General features: G+C 65.0%; 15 protein-coding genes, 1 tRNA gene and 1 other RNA gene. 4 read left to right on the forward strand and 13 right to left on the reverse strand.

Annotation, left to right across the window (positions count from 1 at the left end):
• Positions 1-19: 19 nt before the first annotated feature.
• The 7 genes from ACYZGB_RS11800 to ACYZGB_RS11830 form a co-directional block, all read right to left on the reverse strand.
• Positions 20-568 carry a hypothetical protein gene (locus ACYZGB_RS11800; protein WP_462388450.1) on the reverse strand — a complete coding sequence of 183 codons (549 nt, stop codon included), beginning with the start codon at positions 566-568 and terminating at the stop codon, positions 20-22.
• Between the two features lie 6 nt (positions 569-574).
• Positions 575-1,405: a nucleotidyltransferase domain-containing protein gene (locus ACYZGB_RS11805; RefSeq protein ID WP_462388452.1), complete on the reverse strand. Its 831-nt coding sequence runs from the start codon at positions 1,403-1,405 to the stop codon at positions 575-577.
• A gap of 101 nt (positions 1,406-1,506) precedes the next feature.
• Positions 1,507-2,007: a DUF4275 family protein gene (locus ACYZGB_RS11810; RefSeq protein WP_462388453.1), complete on the reverse strand. Its 501-nt coding sequence runs from the start codon at positions 2,005-2,007 to the stop codon at positions 1,507-1,509.
• Positions 2,008-2,013: 6 nt separating this feature from the next.
• Complete coding sequence (locus tag ACYZGB_RS11815) at positions 2,014-3,237, reverse strand: RtcB family protein (protein WP_462388454.1); 1,224 nt, start codon at positions 3,235-3,237, stop codon at positions 2,014-2,016.
• A 54-nt stretch (positions 3,238-3,291) separates the two neighbouring features.
• A complete protein-coding gene (locus tag ACYZGB_RS11820) occupies positions 3,292-4,104 on the reverse strand; it encodes a hypothetical protein (protein ID WP_462388455.1) in 813 nt (270 codons plus the stop codon).
• 9 nt (positions 4,105-4,113) lie between these two features.
• Positions 4,114-5,253, reverse strand: a complete 1,140-nt coding sequence (locus ACYZGB_RS11825; RefSeq protein WP_462388544.1) for a slipin family protein — start codon at positions 5,251-5,253, stop codon at positions 4,114-4,116.
• 282 nt (positions 5,254-5,535) lie between these two features.
• Positions 5,536-5,608: transfer RNA gene (locus tag ACYZGB_RS11830), tRNA-OTHER, on the reverse strand.
• Between the two features lie 344 nt (positions 5,609-5,952).
• Here ACYZGB_RS11830 and rtcR point away from each other — a divergent pair.
• From rtcR to rnpB, 4 genes are all read left to right on the forward strand, one after another.
• Entirely contained in the window at positions 5,953-7,581 is a 1,629-nt protein-coding gene (gene rtcR / locus ACYZGB_RS11835) for an RNA repair transcriptional activator RtcR (RefSeq protein WP_462388456.1), read from the forward strand.
• Between the two features lie 494 nt (positions 7,582-8,075).
• Positions 8,076-9,035: an RNA ligase family protein gene (locus ACYZGB_RS11840; protein ID WP_462388457.1), complete on the forward strand. Its 960-nt coding sequence runs from the start codon at positions 8,076-8,078 to the stop codon at positions 9,033-9,035.
• Positions 9,023-10,204, forward strand: a complete 1,182-nt coding sequence (locus ACYZGB_RS11845; protein ID WP_462388458.1) for an AAA family ATPase — start codon at positions 9,023-9,025, stop codon at positions 10,202-10,204. Before ACYZGB_RS11840 ends, ACYZGB_RS11845 begins: the two co-directional genes overlap by 13 nt.
• Positions 10,205-10,214: 10 nt before the next feature.
• An RNA gene (gene rnpB / locus ACYZGB_RS11850) (RNase P RNA component class A) lies at positions 10,215-10,566 on the forward strand.
• Between the two features lie 67 nt (positions 10,567-10,633).
• Here the strand turns inward: rnpB and ACYZGB_RS11855 are convergent.
• The 6 genes from ACYZGB_RS11855 to ACYZGB_RS11880 form a co-directional block, all read right to left on the reverse strand.
• Positions 10,634-11,875 (reverse strand): M48 family metallopeptidase, encoded by a 1,242-nt coding sequence (locus ACYZGB_RS11855; RefSeq protein WP_462388459.1) that lies wholly within the window; start codon positions 11,873-11,875, stop codon positions 10,634-10,636.
• 2 nt (positions 11,876-11,877) lie between these two features.
• Positions 11,878-13,140 (reverse strand): YjgN family protein, encoded by a 1,263-nt coding sequence (locus ACYZGB_RS11860; protein ID WP_462388461.1) that lies wholly within the window; start codon positions 13,138-13,140, stop codon positions 11,878-11,880.
• A gap of 147 nt (positions 13,141-13,287) precedes the next feature.
• Positions 13,288-14,082, reverse strand: coding sequence for an rRNA pseudouridine synthase (locus tag ACYZGB_RS11865; protein ID WP_462388462.1), 795 nt, complete (start codon positions 14,080-14,082; stop codon positions 13,288-13,290).
• Positions 14,083-14,117: 35 nt separating this feature from the next.
• Positions 14,118-15,815, reverse strand: coding sequence for an MBL fold metallo-hydrolase (locus tag ACYZGB_RS11870; RefSeq protein ID WP_462388464.1), 1,698 nt, complete (start codon positions 15,813-15,815; stop codon positions 14,118-14,120).
• An 80-nt stretch (positions 15,816-15,895) separates the two neighbouring features.
• On the reverse strand, positions 15,896-16,648 hold the full coding sequence (locus tag ACYZGB_RS11875; RefSeq protein WP_462388465.1) for a maleate cis-trans isomerase family protein: 753 nt from the start codon (positions 16,646-16,648) through the stop codon (positions 15,896-15,898).
• 89 nt (positions 16,649-16,737) lie between these two features.
• Positions 16,738-17,712: a Bug family tripartite tricarboxylate transporter substrate binding protein gene (locus ACYZGB_RS11880; protein ID WP_462388467.1), complete on the reverse strand. Its 975-nt coding sequence runs from the start codon at positions 17,710-17,712 to the stop codon at positions 16,738-16,740.
• Between the last annotated feature and the right edge of the window lie 55 nt (positions 17,713-17,767).

Here is a 17,767-nt window from a genome sequence, read left to right on the forward strand (position 1 = left end):
GTTTTCGCTCAAGGCGACCTCAAATATCGGATTCGGAAGGCAGCTCGGCGTGGCGCAGGATGGCTTGCTCCATGCGCGACGCGCGTCCGCTGATCCATGGGTTGCGGTTACCGCAGAGGGATCGCAGCTCTTGCAAAAAATCGCTGTCTGCCACCTTGATGGCCAAGCGACAGTCGTATCGGAAACTGCCCGTGGAAGGGCAGCGGACGATCGATCGCAGCAGCGCTTCTTGTATGTCCTTGCGCTCCTTGTGTCGCAGCTCTGCTTGTTTGATCCTGGTGCAGACCACGTCGCGCAGGTAGCCTGAGCGAAAGAACCGAGGGCTGATCTGCAAATACAGAATGGCCGCGTCGCGCCATGGACCGCTGCTGTCCACGATTTCGCGTTGAGCCTGCGCACTCCACAGTCCCCACAACGGGCTCTGATAGTTGCGGAACTCCTCGGCAGCGCGCCGGTGTTCTTGACGTGACACCATGCTTGAACGCTGGCGCGCAGCAGCAGCGCGGCACGCCGCGTGCAAGCGATTCATTTCCGCCTCGGTTTCGTGAATGACGCGGGCATCGATCATTGCTCTTCACGCGGAGTCGCGCGCCGCTTGTGCTCCGTCATAGCGCAGCACCGTGTCATGCAGCAGCGCATCCAGCGCGCCGTTGCCATGCACGGGCAGAGGCTGCACCGGCTCTGCCGCGTTGCGCGCCAGCTCGGCTTCGATGAACGCATGGATGCCGGGCCAGCGGGGGCTGGTGGCGGCTTCGCCCGCGCGCATCTTTACCTCCAGCAGGGCGTTGATTTCATCGACCAGCGCGGCATCGTGTACGGGGTGCAGTGTGTGCTGGGCCAACTCGGCAAAGCGCATGGGTGGCACGCCGGGTTGGGTGCGTATCCAGCGCGCGGCGAGCAGTGGGCGCAGCACGTACAGGTACTTCTTGTAGCGCACCGTGTCGGCCTGCAGATGCTCGCGAAAGTTCTTCTTCGCCATCGACGCGTAGTGGTGCCAGCCCTTGGCGTTGGAGAACACCTGCTCCGCCAGCGCGCGGAACTGCGCCATGGTGTCCGCCTCTTCGCGGTAGACGATGGGCGAGCCCAGCCATTCGAGCAGCGTGGGGTTCGATTCGCGCATCAAGCTCAGGGCCTTGCGCAGGTCCCAGCCGTTGATGTCGAGGTCACCGCTGATGGGCACTTCGATCACGTCGCGCCCGGGCGTGACAGTGAGGTACCAGGGAAGGCGGTTGACGTAGATAAAGCGCACGTCGTAGTCGCTGTCGGGCGAGGCAAAGCCCCAGCCGCGGCTGCCGGATTCGCAGGCAAAGAGCACCGTCACATCGTTCCGGGCCTCGATGTCGCGCAGGGCCTCCAGCACCTGCGTGCGCATGTGGGGCTCCACCGGGTGGGCGGAGCGCAGCATTTCTGATGGTTGTTCTTGTTTGTACATAAAAATCGGCTTCAGCGCCTGATGGATAAGCGCTAGTAGTTATCAAAATTGGTGAGCTGTCCGTCAAAGGCGGGCTACACCCAGCCTTTCTGTCTGGCCCGTTCCGTTTCTTGGATCTTGCGCAGGCGGGCCACTCGTTGTTGCTTGGCCCGTTCTGTCAGCGATGCATAGTCAGGGTGCTTCGCAAAGTAAGGGCCCAGCCACCCATCTTCATGGGTAAACGCCATGGTCCATGCGAGATCGGGCGGAAATACGCAATAGTCCGCCATGCTGCAATGGGTGGGCAAAGCATCAGTCAGCACAGCCGTCCGTCGGTGGTTGGCCAGCACCACAATCTCGGAGCCATCCTGTTCCACATAACACCGGTCGGCATCGCTGCCGCACACGCTGGGGTAAGCCTCATAGCTGAACGTGTGCCACAGGTACTGTTTCAAACCTGGAGCACGTTCCCCAGCCGCATAGACAGCCAGCCAGCGTTGAGCCCATTGCTGTGCTTCATCTGCCTTGTACTCCCGGATGATCGCTCCTGGTCCTACCGAAAGGGCTCGATCGGGCTGGTGGTTCTTGTGCGTCATAAAGCGTTACCCCTTCACACACACAACCTGCTTGAGCGTGTACACCACCTCCACCAGGTCCTGCTGCGCCGCCATTACCGCGTCGATGTCCTTGTAGGCCATCGGAATCTCGTCGATCACGTCCGCATCCTTTCGGCATTCCACGCCTTCGGTCGCCTTGATCTGGTCCGCCACGGTGAACAGCTTCTTGGCCTTGGTGCGGCTCATGGTTCGCCCCGCGCCGTGGCTGCAGCTGTTGAAGCTCTCGGGGTTACCCTTTCCGCGCACGATGAAGCTCTTGGCCCCCATGCTCCCCGGGATGATCCCCAGCTTGCCTTGCTCAGCACTCACCGCGCCCTTGCGGGTCACGAAAACGTCTTGCCCGAAGTGCGTTTCGCGCTGCACGTAGTTGTGGTGGCAGTTCACCGCCTCAATGTGCGTCTCGAACGGCTTGGTGATGACGTTTCGCAGCGCGGCAATCACGCGGCCCATCATCACCTCGCGGTTGGCGGCGGCAAATTTTTGCGCCCACCCCACAGCTTTCACGTAGTCGCCAAAGTACTGCGCACCTTCTTCAAAGTACGCCAGGTCTTTGTCGGGCAGGTTGCGCTGGTTCATCTCGGCGTCCTTCTTGGCCAGCTCGATGAAGTGGGTGCCGATGGCGTTCCCCACTCCGCGCGAACCCGAGTGCAGCATCACCCACACGGACTGGTGTTCGTCCAGGCAGATCTCGATGAAGTGGTTCCCCGTACCTAGTGTTCCCAGGTGCTTGTAGTTGTTCGTGTTCTTGATGCGCGGGTGCGCTTCGCAAATCTCGTCGAACTCATCCACCAGCCCCGCCCAGGCGCGGTCGGTCTCAGCGGGCGGCGCATCCCAGCTTCCCTTATCACGGCCAAAGCGCTTGGGCGTCATCCCCACCGGCACCGCGCGCTCGATGGCGGCGCGCACGCCAGAGAGGTTGTCGGGCAGGTCGCTGGCGGTCAGCGTGGTCTTGCACGCCATCATTCCGCACCCCAGGTCCACCCCCACCGCAGCGGGGATGATGGCCTTGAGGGTAGGCACCACCGAGCCGATGGTCGCGCCGATTCCCAGGTGCACATCGGGCATCACTGCCACGTGCTTGAACACGATGGGTAGGCGCGCGATGTTGCGCAGCTGGTTTCGGGCTTCTTCTTCCACGGGTACGCCGTTGGTCCACATCTTCACGGGCACACCGTTCGGGATTTCGAGTTGTTCGTAGTTATTGGTCATGGTTCTTTTCTCGTTGTTTCTTTGTTGTGTTGTTCGTTTTTAGGGCGACGGGCGTTATGCGGTCATCGCGTCAAAAACTGCGCTGATCCGCTCCGGGAGCGGGTAGCGCTGATGGTCCACGGCCCCCGCTGGCAACCAGGAACTGGTGGGGCCTGCATCCGCCAGGCGCATGAGCTTTTCCGTCCAACGTGCCTTGGTGGCTGGCCTGTTCAGCCATTCCTCCATGGTGCGTTTGTATTCGGCCTGGTCAGCGGCAAACGCATTGCCCATCTGGTTGGCATTCCACACATAGTCCCAATAGCACGCGTCCACAAAGTTCAGGGTCGATGCGTCGCTGTCGCTATCGAGCCAGTGCTGTAGCAAGGGCTCCAGCGGCACGCGGGCATAGGCCCACATGAGCAAGATGGTGAAGGCGTTATCCCCCTGGAAAAGCGAATCGCTGGCTGCGGGCCATTGCTCCAACCCCTGTGCAAAGTACGCCAGCGCAAAGCCCTGCAGCGCAGACTGCTCTGTCGCTGAAAAGGAGCCGGGCTCGCACCGTCCCAAGCGGTCCAGATACAGCTCCGTGGAGTGGTGCAACCGGGCGCCTTCGGCTAGCAGTTCCAGCAGCCGTGGGGCCAAGTATTTGATTTCATCCGCAGGCTGCACCTGGCTCTTGGCCGAATCGTTGTATTGGTAGATGTGCTTCTCGGTCAGTTGGGGCAGCGGGAGGTGGCTCATTTGCAGTGCCAGGTCAGCGTCCATGCAGCAGGCGGTGCAGACATTCAGGGTGCCCACCTCTGGTGCGCTGTATTTGGCAAATGCCTGGTAGACCGCCTGTGTGGCGGCTTCCAGCGGTGTGGTTGCAGGTGTCGGTTGCTTCTTCATAGCGTTCTTTCATCTCATTTTCACCAGCCCATTCAGCACCTGGTCCAGGCCGCCAAACACCGAGATCTTGTCGATGCGCTCGGCCACACGTTCCAACGTCTCCAGCTCCTTCATGCGCAGGGCGACGGGGTTGTCCTCCATCACCTTGGCGGTGTTGAGCAGCGAGCGCGTGGCGGCGGTTTCCTCGCGGCGGCGGATCACGTTGGCCTCGGCCTGCTTCTGGGCCTGCACCACCTGGGTCAGGATGGCTTTCATCTCGCCCGGCAGCACGATGTCCTTCACGCCCACGCTCTCCAGCTGCATGCCGTAGGGCGACAGCTTGGCGGCCATGTGCGCGGTCACCACCTCGTCGATCACCGTCTTGTTCTCCAGCAGCTCGTCGAGCGTGCGGGTGCCCACGGCGGCGCGCAGCGCAAACTGCAGCTCGCGGTACAGGTGGTCGGCAGGCTTTTGCAACTGGGCAAAGGCGCGCAGCACATCGGTGTAGCGGTAAGTGGCGCACAGGTTCAGGCGCAGGCTGACCTTGTCGCGGGTCATGATGTCCTGGCCCGAGACCTCCACGGCTTGCAGGCGCAAATCCACCAGTTCTACCGCCACGGTGCGGCCGTACTTCCAGAAGGCGTAGGTGCCTGCGGTCAGCAGGCGCTCCACCTTGCCGTCCACCGTCAACAGCGCGCACTGGCCCTCGGGCACCTGTACCTGCAGCACGCCGGTCAATCCGGTCACGCTGCGCTGGCGCAGCTGGGTTTGCGTCAATCGCGCCACCAGTGCGGCGGGCAGTTCAGCGCCTGCTTGCAGGTCCACCACCTGTACGCTCACCTCCGCCAAACCTTTCCAGTACAGGCGGCGGGTGCCGGGGGGCAGGATCTCCACCAGCACGCCGTTTTCGCTGCGCAGGCCCACTTGCTGCTCCGACAGGTTCACTTGCACAAACTCTGCCGCCACCACGGCAGGCTCCTGCGCCATCAGGTAGTCGGCCAGGCCGTGGGTGAAAGCAGGTTGTTCGAGCGCGAAGGTCTCCACGCGCAACTGGTCCATGCCTGCAAACAGCCAGTAGGTGCCGCTTTGGAGCACGCGGTCAAAGCTGCCATTGCGCAGCAGCAGGGCGCGTTCGTTTTTCTTCACGGTCACTCGTTCGATCAGCTTCATCATTTTTCTTCTCCTTGTTCTGTCGTTGTCGTTGCAATCAGGGTGCCGTTACAGCAATGGCGGGGTGCCAGGGGGCACAGCCAGGGCCCTGCAGTGTGCCGTGGTTGCTGCCCTGCAAGCAGGGCGGCAGCGTGGCTGGCTGCGGGCGCAGGCTGTGCCGGGTGCTGGCACAAACCGCCACCGGCTGACGGGGTGAAGTCCTTGCGGTTGCAGCGCAACCAGGGGGCCTCTCCCCGCGTTCGGCGGGTGGTCTTTCGACCGGTACTTCCAATCAAGGTCTTGCGACCGTGGGCAGGAATCGAACCTGCGACAACCGCCTTTCGGCGGGGCTCTACCAGACTGAGCTACCAGTGGTGGCACGCCTGGAGTCGAACCAGACACATCCTTTCGGAGTGGTCACCACGACCGTGCCGTTATCCAGCGGTTGCGATGTGCGGCATGCAGAACATCGACAGAGCCCGAAGGTCCCGGACGCCCGGCACCGGTGGGGCGAACATTTGTCCTAACCCCAGCCTGTGAGCGGTCACCGCTTGCGCTGGATGCATCTTCTATTGCCAGATGTGTGCCAGCTTGCAGGGCAAGGCATTCGATGTGTGCAAGTTATTGATTTGTAAGTGAATATTCTCCTTTGAGTGGGGTTTGAAAGTGTGTGGGAATCAAAATAGCTAGAATTAATGCTAGTGAAATAGATAAAAAGACATGCGCAAAAACAAAGTCGTCATCGGATTCCTGGGCACCCAGCTCGACTCCGGCAAAGGCGCTGGCCGGTGGGAGAAATGGCGCCCCACCGTATCGCTGGTGCAGCATGAAGACGTGGTGATCGAGCGGCTGGAGCTGCTCTACACCCCGCCGCACCGCGAGCTGGCCCATCAGGTGCGCGCTGACATGGCCACCGCCTCGCCCGAGACCACGGTCAACCTGGTGCCGCTGCCCATTGCCGACCCGTGGGACTTTGGCGAGGTCTATGCCCAGCTGTATGACTGGACGCAGGCCTACCGCTTTGACACCGAGCGCGAGGAGTACTGGACGCACATCACCACCGGCACGCACGTCGCGCAGATCTGCCTGTTCCTGCTGGTGGAGTCGCGCCGCATTCCGGGTGTGCTGGTGCAGACCTCTCCGCCGAAGCGCCAGCAGATGGGCAATCCGGGCAGCTACACGCTGATCGACCTGGACCTCTCGCGCTACGACGTGATCGCGCAGCGCTTCGGCGCGGAGCAGCAGGATGCGGTGCAGTTCCTCAAAAGCGGCATTGCCACGCGCAACGCCCGCTTCAACGCGCTGATCGACGAGGTGGAGCGCGTGGCGGTGCGCTCGCGCGCGCCCATCCTGTTCACGGGGCCCACGGGCGCAGGCAAGTCGCACCTGGCGCGGCGCATGTATGAGCTGAAAAAATCCCGCCACCAGGTCGAGGGCGAATTTGTGGAGGTGAACTGCGCCACGCTGCATGGCGACGGTGCGGCGTCCACCCTGTTCGGCCACAAGAAAGGTGCGTTCACCGGTGCGGCGGCCGACCGTGCGGGTTTGCTGCGTACGGCGCACAAGGGCGTGTTGTTCCTCGACGAGATTGGTGAGCTGGGCCCGGACGAGCAGGCCATGCTGCTCAAGGCCGTGGAGGAAAAACGCTTCTACCCCCTGGGCAGTGACCGCGAAGTGGAGAGCGACTTCCAGTTGGTGGCGGGCACCAACCGCGACCTGCGCAACGAGGTGGCCGCCGGCCGCTTTCGTGAAGACCTGTTCGCACGCATCAACCTCTGGAGCTATGTGCTGCCTGGCCTGGCGCAGCGGCCCGAGGACATTGAGCCCAACGTGGAGCACCTGCTGGTGCGTGCGGGCACGGAACTGGGACGCAGCGTGCGCTTTTCCAACGAAGCGCGCGCCGCCTATCTGCGCTATGCCCAGTCGCCCGAGGCGCTGTGGATCGGCAACTTTCGCGACCTGTCGGCCAGCGTCACGCGCCTGGCCACGCTGGCCGACAGCGGCCGCATCGGCCTGCCGTTGGTCGAGGCCGAGATCGCCCGCCTGCGTTGGCTGTGGCAGCCCGCCAGCGATGCGCGCCATGGCCTGGCACCCGCATCAGGCGCGGTAGGACGCGACGAAATCGCGGCCTTGCTGGGCGACGAGGCGGTGGAATCCATCGACCTCTTCGACCAGCTCCAACTGGCGGCCGTGCTGCAGGTCTGCCGCCAGTCGCGCACGCTGTCGGATGCCGGGCGCCTGCTGTTCCAGGCCTCGCGCACGCAGCGCACGGTGGTCAACGACGCGGACCGGCTGCGCAAGTATCTGGCGCGGTTTGGGCTGGATTGGGAGCGGGTCATACAGCGCTGAGTGGATGTGCGCCAGTGTTGCATTCCGCGCACAGTGCGGATTGACCTGCGTGTGGCTCCGCCGTTAGCATCGCGCCCCTTGCCAGAGTGACGATGTTCACCATGGCGAGCACTCCTCAAGACTTATCTATCGCGCCGAACCCTGGCGCCAGGAGTTTCCATGCACACCTTCTTCCTCATCGCTTGCTGAAGCCGCGCGCCGGCAACCTCTGACCTGCACCCCTGGGCCGTATCCGTCGATGCCATGATCGACGGGCCCCGCTTTCAGCGCTGCAGTGGCATGTCGCCTGCCAGCCGCGCTCCGCGCCTCCTCGTGCGCGGTTGCGCTCGCCCAAGATCACGCGGTCGGGCTTCTTCGTTTTTTGCAACCCGTGGTGGTGCCCTGTGGGACGCCGCTTCTTTCTGTCTCTGCGCGCGGCGGTTCGCCCTGCGTCTGAGAACCCTCATGCGCGGGTTGCATTCCGACCAGACCTGACTTGTAAGGAGGAGCGCGCCATGGCGAAAACGCTCTTGAATACCCCTGTGGCAGCACAACTTTCGCTGCCTATCCTGCGCTACCCGCGCACCCCGCATCTGGAAGGCTCGCGCCAACAGGCGGGCGATGCACCCGAAGTGCAGCCGCTCGCGCCGCTGGCGGGGCACCACGCCGTCATCGAAGAAAAGATGGATGGTGCCAACTGCGCTATTTCGTTCACCGAAGGTGGCGAGTTGTGCCTGCAGTCCCGTGGCCACTACCTGCTGGGCGGGGCGCGCGAGCGCCAGTTTGCTGCCCTGCATCCCTGGGCCCGCGCGCACGAAGCCGTGCTGCTGGCTTGCCTGCAGGATCGCTACGTGCTGTATGGCGAATGGATGTTTGCCAAGCACGCCATGTTCTACGACAAGCTTCCGCATTACCTGCTGGAGTTCGATGTGTGGGACCGCATGGAGCAGTGCTTTTTGTCTACCTCGCGGCGACATGCTCTGCTGGCAGGCCTGCCGGTGGTATCGGTGCCCGTGCTGTACGCAGGCCCCATGCCCCAGCGCGCCGATTGGCTGTGGTCGCTGGTCGGCCATTCGCTGGCGCGCACACCGCGTTGGAGCGAGGCCCTGGACGCAACCATCGAACGCCTGGCGTTGCCGCATGCGCTGTGCCGCCAGCAGAGCGACCCCTCGCCGTTGGCCGAAGGGTTGTATGTGAAGCTGGAGGACGAGCACCAGGTGCTGGCGCGTTTCAAACTTGTGCGCGCGGATTTCGTGCAGCACATCCTGGATTCGGGTTCGCACCACAGCGAGCGCCCCATCGTGCCCAATGGTCTGGCTCCTTGTGTGGATCTGTATGCCCCGCAGCTACGCTGCAACTGGGCAGATCTGGGGGCGCAATGTTTGTACGGCTTGGAGGCTTTGCAAGCCCACCATGCCAATGACGCGGCGCGTGTGCGCCGCGTACGGAAAGGAGGTGCCCCATGGCGCCGTTGATGATGCGCGTGGCGCCCTATGCGACCCTGCGCAAGCTGTTGCCCCTGCCGGGCCAGGACCTGGACTGGGCATTGTGTTGTGAAGCCATCGAGGCTCTGCGCGCGCTGGACACTACGCCGCAGGACCCTGTGCACCACGCAGAAGGCGATGTCGGTACCCACACCCGCTGGGTGATTGCGTGCCTGCGCGAGGATGCGACGTTCCAGAAGGCCCTGCCAGATCGGCAGTGGGTGATGTTCATGGCCGCACTGCTGCACGACATTGCCAAGCCCGCCACCACGGTGGTGGACGAGGCCACGGGCCGCATCCGCCAGCCCGGTCACTCCCAGCGTGGCGCGGTGGATGCGCGCGTGCTGCTCTGGCTCAGTGGCTGCCCGTGGGCGCTGCGCGAGGCCATCTGTCGTCTGATCGCGGTGCACCAGCAGCCGTTCTTCGTGTGGCATTCGCACCGGGGAACTCCGCCGGAGTACGTGGTGCGCAAGCTGTCGTGGGAACTGTGCTGGGCTGAGCTGCTGGCAGTGGCCCGTGCCGACATGCGCGGGCGCGTCTGCCAGGACAAGGCCAGCCACCTGGACGACTTGCTTTTGCTGGAGGAACTGGTGCGCGAGGAGGGGGCGTGGGATTGCCCTCGACACTTTGCAGATACCCACACAGCGCTGCAGTACTTCCGTGGCACGCGCCTGTACCCAGACGAGCCGCTGCACCCGCAGCCGGGATCGCGTGTCACGGTGATGTGCGGCCTGCCCGCATCGGGCAAGAATCATTGGGTGGACAAGCACCGACCAGACCTTCCTGTGGTGTCGTTTGACGATGCCCGCGAGGCTCTGGGCCTGGCCCATGGCGACAACGAAGGCAAGGTGGCCCACCAAGTCTGGGACCAGGCGCGCGCCCTGCTGCGCGCTCAGGCCCCGTTCGTATGGAATGCCACCCACCTCTCGCGCAGCATGCGCGACAAGACGCTGGACCTGCTGTATTCCTACCACGCGCAGGTGGACATCGTGCATCTGGAGCAGCCATTGCCCGAACTGCTGCGTCGCAACCAGCACCGCGACACCACCCTGACCAATGCCGCGCTGCTGCGCATGTTGCATCGATGGGAAGCTCCGTTGCCCACGGAAGCGCACCGTGTGATGTACGAAGGCGGCGTGACATTGCCAAGTGCGGGATAATCCCACCCGTGAAGCACGCCAGACCGCCGCTGGTGCAATCTGGGAAACCAGGCACTGGAGGAACGTCCGGACTGCACAGGACAGCGTAGCAGCTAACGGCTGCCCACCGTGAGGTGAGGATCAGAGCAACAGAGACGAGTCCCGGGGGAGTGCCGCAAGGCAAACCACCGGGGGTGAAACGGGCAATCTCTACGCGCAGCAATACCAAGTAGGCCAACGTTGATGTGGTTCCGCAGAGTTGGCGGGTAGGTAGCACCGAGCCGTGGTGGCGACACCCGGCCCAGATTAATGGCGGTCACGCTGCGGGAGCCCGCAAGGGTTTCGGCAGTGCACAGAATCCGGCTTATCGGCGTGCTTCACACTTTATTTCTGTCCCGCGCTGGAACGCGGGTGCGGTGCCCGCCCTGGGCGCCGCTTTCAACTATTCATTCAGCTCTTTGCGCAGTGCGGCGCATGCCCCTGTTCCAGTTCGGTGGCGCGTTTCACCGTTTCGGGGTGGCTGCTGAGCAGTGACCAGACGGGGTGGGATTCGGCTTCCTTGCCCAGCTTGCGCCTGCGCTCGCGCGCGGCATCGGGCGCACTGGCGGCCGACTGGGGCGTGGGGGCATCGGCGGAGTCTTTGCCTGGCTCTTTTTTGTTGTTGCTGCGGTCCTTGTTCTCTTCGTTTTCCTCATCGTGCGCAATCGCTAGCAGCAACTGGCCCATGGGTGCCGTTGGCAGCGCGGTGTGGCGCATGAGGGCGATGGCGTAGCAGTCGGCTTCGCGCTCGTGGCTGCGGCTGTAGGCCAGGCCCGTCATCACCGATGCCCCGGTGGAGACAATGCCCGACACATCCCCCAGCGCCAGGCCCAGGCCCATGTTGAGCACGCCTTGCTCTACCACCATGCGGGTGGTGTGGCGATGCACCACATGGCCGATCTCGTGGGCCAGCACGCCCACCAGGGCGTCGTCGGGCAGGCCCTTGTCGGCTGCGGCTTTCACGATGCCGTCGGTCATCACGATCTTGCCGCCGGGCAACGCGAACGCATTGGCGCCCATGCCCGCGCGGAACTCCAGCGTCAGGGGCGGGCGGTAGTCGGGGTAACGGTGCAATGTGTGCGGCGTCTGCTGCACCAAGGCGTCGAAGCGCGCCTTGAGCTGGTCTTGCCGCTCTTTGGCCAGCTTGCTGGGTTTCAGGGTGCCGTCGTCCATTTGTTTGAGCACGTTCTCGGCCACGCTGGTCTCCCAGCCCAGGGGCACAAACCGCGTGAGCTGCGTGGCGGCCCAGGGGGTGCCGTAGCGGTAGAACAGCGTGAGGCCGATGACGGCGGCGGCCGTCACGCCCAGCAACATGGGCCAGCGGGTCTGCATGCGCTGCGCGATGCCGGGGCGCTCGCCCGCTGCTGCCAGCGCAGCGCGCCACTCGGCCACGGCGTCGATCTCGACACTGCCGTGGTCGCGCAGATCCACCACCACGCGGGGCTGGGGCTTGCGCTCGTTCCAGGCCTCGGGCCAGCCCACCTGTTTCCAGGCAAAGACCACAGGCTCGGCCCCGGGCTGCGAGAGCGGGTGCAGCACCAAGGAGGGACCTTGCGGCGTGGGCCGCAGGCTCACCATCACATGCCGGGCCTTGCTGCTGTGGCCATCAAACCAGCGCCCGGGGACCAGGGCTGGGTGTGCGGGTGCCGACATGCTCAGCCGATGAGGTCGAGGCCGGCGGCATCTGCCAGCGCGTCGCCCAGCGCACCTTGCTGCTGGCGCACCATGGCACCGGCCACCTGTTCCACGCCGCCCTTGACGTGCAGGGTGACGGACTCGACCTTCATGCGGTACTCACTCACTCGCGCAAACGGGCGGTACAGGCCCAGCGTCAGCAGGGTGAGCAGCATGTTCTTGATGCGCAGCCCCACATAGCTGCCGCTCTTGAGGCGGCTCTTGAAGCGGGCCACATGGCTCACGCCGATGTTGTCCCACATGAGCTGGAACATGCGCGCCTCGCGGTAAGCCCGGGCGGGGGCCGAGGCCAGGATCAGCATGAAGAAGCCCACCACCAGGGACACGATGCCCACCACAATCATCCACAGTCCCATGCGCTCGCTTTGGCTCGCCATCAAGGCGATGGAGCTGCCCGCGAGCACGCCGACCAGCACGGCGATACCCACCACACACAGGATGAACACGGCCACGGTGGCCAGCCAGATCTTCACGAAGTCCATGTACACCGGCTTCCAGCGGCACCTTTCAACGCCCAGCTGGGCCTTGAGCACCAGCAGGCTCTTGAAGTTGTACTCCAGCCGGATGAAGCACAGGATCGACAGCACCAGGCCCAGCAGCAGCAAGCCGCCCATGGCCGGGGTGAAGCTGGGCATGGGGGCCTTGGTGCTTTCTTCCTCGACCGCTTCCAGCGCCTGCGCCAGGTCGGGCGACAGCATCTGCATGCCAAAGAACACGCCAAACCACACCAGGGCGAGCGCAAACACGGGCCAGCTGGCGATGTAGACCTCTTTCCAGCTGGCGGTGAACTGCAGCCGCAGGCCGCGCCAGCGTGTGGCCGCAAGGCGAAAGCGCATGGCACTGGCCCAGATGAAGGGGGCCAGCGCCGCGCCCGTCAGCAGGAACAGGCCGACGGCCGTGTCCTGCCCGGTTCGTTCGGCAATGTTGTAGGCGATGGTGAGCAGCATCAGCATCACAAAACCCATCACCATCTTGCGCTGCTGCGCGGTGAATTCGAGGGGGCTGCCCGCCACCAGGGTGTGGCTGTAGAAATACTGGGCGGTGCGGCGCCGAGCCCAGGGGGTGTAGATGCCCAGCGTGACGATGGACAGCAGCACGTTGACGATCCACACCCGGAAATACTCGCCCCCGCTGCCGGTGAATTCGACGGGGTGGGCATCGATGGCCTGTGGCATGAAGGTGGACACCGGCCCCGCCGCGCCACCGGATCTTTCTTGGTTCATGAACTCCCTCCTGAGTGCTGCGCAGTGTAACAGTGGCCCCAGCGCAAGGGAATCATGAAAAAATGGCCGTCAGCGCGCGGCCATCATGACTTTAAAGCTATGTTTTTAGGAGCGTTTGAAAAGGTGGTGCACCGTCTGGTGCGGGCCTCAGAACTTCTCCCACGGCTGCAAGTAGCGCCACTGCCCCTCGGGCACCTTGGCCAGCGGCACGCGGCCGATGCGGATGCGCTTGACGCCCACCACAGTGAGGCCCACGGCCTCGCACATGGTCGGGATCTGCCCGGGCCGGACGCCCTTGAGCGCAAAGCGTAGCTTGGTCTCGTTCTGCCAGCTCACCTTGACGGGGGGCAGCGGGCGGCCGTTGAAGCTGAGCCCATGGCACAGGCGCTGCAGGCCATTGTGGGCGATCTCGCCCTTCACCTCGACGATGCATTCCTGCTCCAGCACCTCGATGTCTTCGGCCAGCTTGCGCGCGATGCGCTTGTCCTGCGTGTAGACCACCAGGCCGCTGGCCTCGGTGGGCAGCGGCGTGAAACATTCGAGCTGCTTGAAGTGGCGCTGCAGCACGCGGATGCCCGAGGCGTCTTCGGGCAGGTGGGACGCGGCGCTGAGCAGCGTGAGCGCCTGCTGCGCGCCCTGGCTTCGGCTGGCGTGGGCCGCCTGCCCTGTGGGTGCGCCTGGCAGGCCCAGGCCGGCTTCAAACCCTGCGGGCTTGTGTAGCAGCAAGGTGACGGGGGTCAGCTCCAGCAGGCTGGCATCGGGTGCGACCGTTACCGCCTGGTCGGGGCGCACGCGCGCGCCGGGTGCTTCCTCGATCTGGCCGTCCACGCTCACAAAGCCGCCCTCGATGAATTGCTCGGCCGCGCTGCGCGAGCAGTTCAGTTGTTCGGCCACGCGTTTGGCCAGGCGGATGTGGGTGGGGTCGGGGTGCTTGTCGGTCATTGAATCGGGGGGATTGCGGTTGGGTGTTCTTCGGTTCAGTTGTTGCCGGGGCGCTGGGAGCGGATGCGCTCGACATGCGCCAGCAGCGATCGCTGCGCCACCGGCCACATGCGCGGCGGCACGTCGTCGTAGGCGTGGCGCACCCAGTCTTCCATGCTGCCCTGCGGCTGGGCCTGCATGGCGGCGAGCACCTTGGCCTCGCGCGCCAGGCGGTGGGCCTTGAGCTTGACAATCGCGCCGCGCGCCCCGTTCACAGGGCCTCCCAGCACATAGCCGTGCGCGGGCAGGATGAACTCCACGCCATGCTCGGCGCACACGGCATCCAGCCGGTCCAGCGAATCGAGGTAGTCGGCCATGTTGCCGTCCGGTGGGTCCACCACGGTGGTGCTGCCGTTCAGGATGTGGTCGCCGCTGAAGAGCAGGCCATCTTCCACCAGCAGCAGGCACAGGTGGTTGGCGGCATGGCCGGGGGTGTGGATGGCCTGCAGGGTATGGGTGATTTTGGCCTCTCCCGCGCTACCATCAAGCCTGAGTAGCTCATCATTTTGTAGCGCACGGTCGGGCGTGAACTGGCTGGCTGCGCGTGCCGTGGGCGCCGATGGCAGGCCCAGGATGGGCGGTCGGGCCTTGCTCGCCTGCACACACAGTGCCTGCAGCGGCGCGGCGCCCGGCGAATGGTCGGGATGCGAGTGGGTGCAGACGATCATGCGGATGTCGCCACCCGCTGCGCGCCAGAGCTTGTCCAGGTGCCCGGGGTCCGCCGGGCCGGGGTCGATGGCGATGAAACCCGTGGCCGGGTCGCCCACCAGGTAGCTGTTGGTGCCGGGGCCGGTCATCACGCCAGGGTTGGGGGCGGTGAGGCGCATCACATTGCGCAGCAGCGGCACGGGGCGCTCGGTCTGCCAGTCCAGCGGGTGCACGATCTGGCCGTCGGGGCAGACCAGGGCCAGCTCGCCGTAGGGCATGTCGCTTTCCATGTAGCGGGCTTCCTTGCCTGCCAGCAGGCCGGCGCGCGGGCAGCTGACCCACAGGGGCTGCTCGTGCGCCACGGCGTCCAGCACCGCCTGGGTGCTGGCAAACTGGGCCAGGCGCTGCAGCGTGCGGATGGTCGGGAAGATCATGAAGAACTGCCCCGCCTCGTGCCGCGCCAGCGCGTCGGCAGGACGTACCCACACGGGCTCGAACTGCTCTGCCTCGTCGGCCACGGGCTCCTGGCCCTCGGGCATGCGGGCCACCAGAAAGGGCACTTCAAAGCGGCGCGCTAGGTCACGGTCGGCCGTCCAGTGGGCCAGCAGGTACACCCCATCTGCCGCCAGGCGCAGTCCGCGTGCGGCGCACTGTGCGGCAAACGGCTGGTGGCGGTCGATGGCGGCAATGTCCTGCGCATCGGCCATCTGCCCTTGGCGGGGGCCTTCTGCATGGCGCGCCAGCAATACGCCCAGCTCTTCAAAACTCTCGCGGATGGCGGCAATCGCCTGGGTGAGGTGCTGGTCGCTTTGGGGGGGGCGGCGGTCGGCGGCGGCGTGCGTCGCGGGTGCTGCATCCAGCGCATCAATGCCACCGCCGGGGAACACATTGGCGCCAGGCGCAAAACTGGCCGTGGCCGAGCGCCGGGTCATGAGGACTTCGAGCCCGCCGCCGCCAGGCGCATCGCGCAGCAGCAGCACGGTGGCAGCGGGGCGGGTGGCTACCGGTTCTCGGTGGGGGTGGAGTTGTTGGCTGGATCGGGGCATCGGGTCATTATCCGGCGTTGCCCTGCAGCCTGCCCGCCAGCTGCTTTCGTCAACGGACAGGCCGGTTGCCCTCGGGGAGGTCAGTAGGCGCCAGAGAGCAGGGCCCCTGCGTTGGGTACCCGCGTTTCCAGCCCCAGGCGCTTGAGCATGGCCCAGGTGGTGCAGGCTGCAGCGGACACGACAGGAATGCCCAGCCGGTCTTGTGCCACCTGCACGGACGCCAGCGAGGGCATCTGCACGCAGGCCGAGATCACCACCACGTCCACGCCACGCGTGTCCAGGCGTTGCACCAGCTGGGCGGGGGCGGCCGGGTCCTGTGCGCCCACCTGCAGGTTGTCGGCAATTTCCAGCGACAGGCTGTCGTGCACGGCAATGCCCTCGTGCTCGATGTAGTCCACCACCAGTTGCGTGAGCGGCTTCATATAGGGCGTGAGCACCGAGACCTTCTTGGCGCCCATGGCCTTGAGGCCTTCGACCAGTGCACCCGCGCTCGACACCACCGGCGCGGGCTTGCCGTTGGCCACGGTGACCTCGTGCAGCCGCTTCTCGGACGTGCGGTGGTAGCCCAGTCCCATGCTCATGATGGCAACCAGGCAGGCGTAGCCCATCACGTCCATCTTGCCGTCCGACAGCTCCAGCGCGCAGCGGTCGGAATCGCGGTCCATCGCGGCCAGCTCTTCCTTGGTGACCTTTTGCATGCGCATGCGGCTGCCGTGGAAGCTGAAGCGCTCGGGCAGGATCTGCTCGCGGGCGCGCAGCATTGCCGGGATTTCGGTCTCCATGGTGGTGTTGGAGCTGGGCACGATCTGCCCGATGCGGTAGGTGTGTTGCATGGTGGTCTTTCAGGAAAAAAAGGCAAAGCGCTGCCTGCCCGGCGCTGGAGGCGCCGGGGACGGGGTCACGCAGGGGAGTCCTTGGCGGGTCAGTCCGCCTTGATGCCGGCAGCTTTGATGGTTCTGGCCCAGTAGGCCGTCTCGGTCTTGACCAACTGGCCCAGCGCCTCGGGCGGCTGGTAGCGCAGTTCGACGCCGGCGGCATCGGCGCGCTGGCGGGTTTCGGGCTGCTCCAGGGCTTTCTTCACATCGGCTGTGAGCTTGGTGACCACGGCGGGTGGTGTGGCGGCGGGGGCGAACAGCCCCACCCAGGCTTCGAGCTTGAAGTCCGGCATGCCGGCCTCGGCCACCGTGGGCACGTTGGGCAGGCCGGGGTGGCGCTTGGCGCCGGTTACCGCAAAGGCCTTGAGCCTGCCGCTGACCACATGCTGCATGACGGAGGGCGGCGTGGTGATGAACACCTGCACCTGGCCGGCCAGCACATCGGCCACGGCCGGGCCCGAGCCGCGGTAGGGGATGTGGGTCATGAAGGTGCCGCTCTGCTGCTTGAAGATCTCGGTGCCGATGTGCGAGAGCGAGCCATTGCCCTGCGATGCGTAGTTCACCTTGCCCGGGTTGGCCTTGAGGTAGGCGATGAACTCCTTGAGCGTATTGGCCGGCACCGAAGGGTGGGCGGCGATCACGTTGGCGGCCGTGGTGAGCAGGGCAACGGGGGCGAAGTCCTTGGCCTCCCAGGGCAGGCCGGGCGAGAGCGCCGGGTTGCCCACGTGGTAGGCCGAGTAGGAGATCAGCAGGTTGTAGCCGTCGGCCTTGGCGCGGGCCACGGCGCCATAGGCCACGTTGCCGCTGCCGCCGGCCTTGTTGTCGACCACCACAGGCTGGCCGAGCACGCGCGCCAAGGGTTCGTTGAGCAGCCGGGCCGAGGTGTCAACCACGCCGCCGGGCGGGTTGGGCACGGTGAGCGTGATGGCCTTGCTGGGGTAGCTGTCTTGCGCTGGTGCCTGTGCTGGCACCAGCACGGAGAGGGCGAGCAAGGTGGCCGGCAGGTGGTGTTGGATCTTCATGTTTGTCTCCATCGGGGGGTGTTCAGGAGCGATTGTCGAAACGGAAGAAGCAAAA

Source organism: Acidovorax sp. Q11 (assembly GCF_054950075.1).

What these genes read in the sequence shown, in the direction of transcription:
- ACYZGB_RS11855 (WP_462388459.1), bottom strand. Translation starts at nt 11,875, where the DNA reads ATGTCGGCACCCGCACACCCAGCCCTGGTCCCCGGGCGCTGGTTTGAT.
- ACYZGB_RS11865 (WP_462388462.1), bottom strand. Translation starts at nt 14,082, where the DNA reads ATGACCGACAAGCACCCCGACCCCACCCACATCCGCCTGGCCAAACGC.
- ACYZGB_RS11820 (WP_462388455.1), bottom strand. Translation starts at nt 4,104, where the DNA reads ATGAAGAAGCAACCGACACCTGCAACCACACCGCTGGAAGCCGCCACA.
- ACYZGB_RS11875 (WP_462388465.1), bottom strand. Translation starts at nt 16,648, where the DNA reads ATGCAACACACCTACCGCATCGGGCAGATCGTGCCCAGCTCCAACACC.
- ACYZGB_RS11800 (WP_462388450.1), bottom strand. Translation starts at nt 568, where the DNA reads ATGATCGATGCCCGCGTCATTCACGAAACCGAGGCGGAAATGAATCGC.
- ACYZGB_RS11860 (WP_462388461.1), bottom strand. Translation starts at nt 13,140, where the DNA reads ATGAACCAAGAAAGATCCGGTGGCGCGGCGGGGCCGGTGTCCACCTTC.
- rtcR (WP_462388456.1), top strand. Translation starts at nt 5,953, where the DNA reads ATGCGCAAAAACAAAGTCGTCATCGGATTCCTGGGCACCCAGCTCGAC.
- ACYZGB_RS11880 (WP_462388467.1), bottom strand. Translation starts at nt 17,712, where the DNA reads ATGAAGATCCAACACCACCTGCCGGCCACCTTGCTCGCCCTCTCCGTG.
- ACYZGB_RS11825 (WP_462388544.1), bottom strand. Translation starts at nt 5,253, where the DNA reads ATGAAGCTGATCGAACGAGTGACCGTGAAGAAAAACGAACGCGCCCTG.
- ACYZGB_RS11870 (WP_462388464.1), bottom strand. Translation starts at nt 15,815, where the DNA reads ATGCCCCGATCCAGCCAACAACTCCACCCCCACCGAGAACCGGTAGCC.
- ACYZGB_RS11805 (WP_462388452.1), bottom strand. Translation starts at nt 1,405, where the DNA reads ATGCTGCGCTCCGCCCACCCGGTGGAGCCCCACATGCGCACGCAGGTG.
- ACYZGB_RS11815 (WP_462388454.1), bottom strand. Translation starts at nt 3,237, where the DNA reads ATGACCAATAACTACGAACAACTCGAAATCCCGAACGGTGTGCCCGTG.
- ACYZGB_RS11810 (WP_462388453.1), bottom strand. Translation starts at nt 2,007, where the DNA reads ATGACGCACAAGAACCACCAGCCCGATCGAGCCCTTTCGGTAGGACCA.
- ACYZGB_RS11840 (WP_462388457.1), top strand. Translation starts at nt 8,076, where the DNA reads ATGGCGAAAACGCTCTTGAATACCCCTGTGGCAGCACAACTTTCGCTG.
- ACYZGB_RS11845 (WP_462388458.1), top strand. Translation starts at nt 9,023, where the DNA reads ATGGCGCCGTTGATGATGCGCGTGGCGCCCTATGCGACCCTGCGCAAG.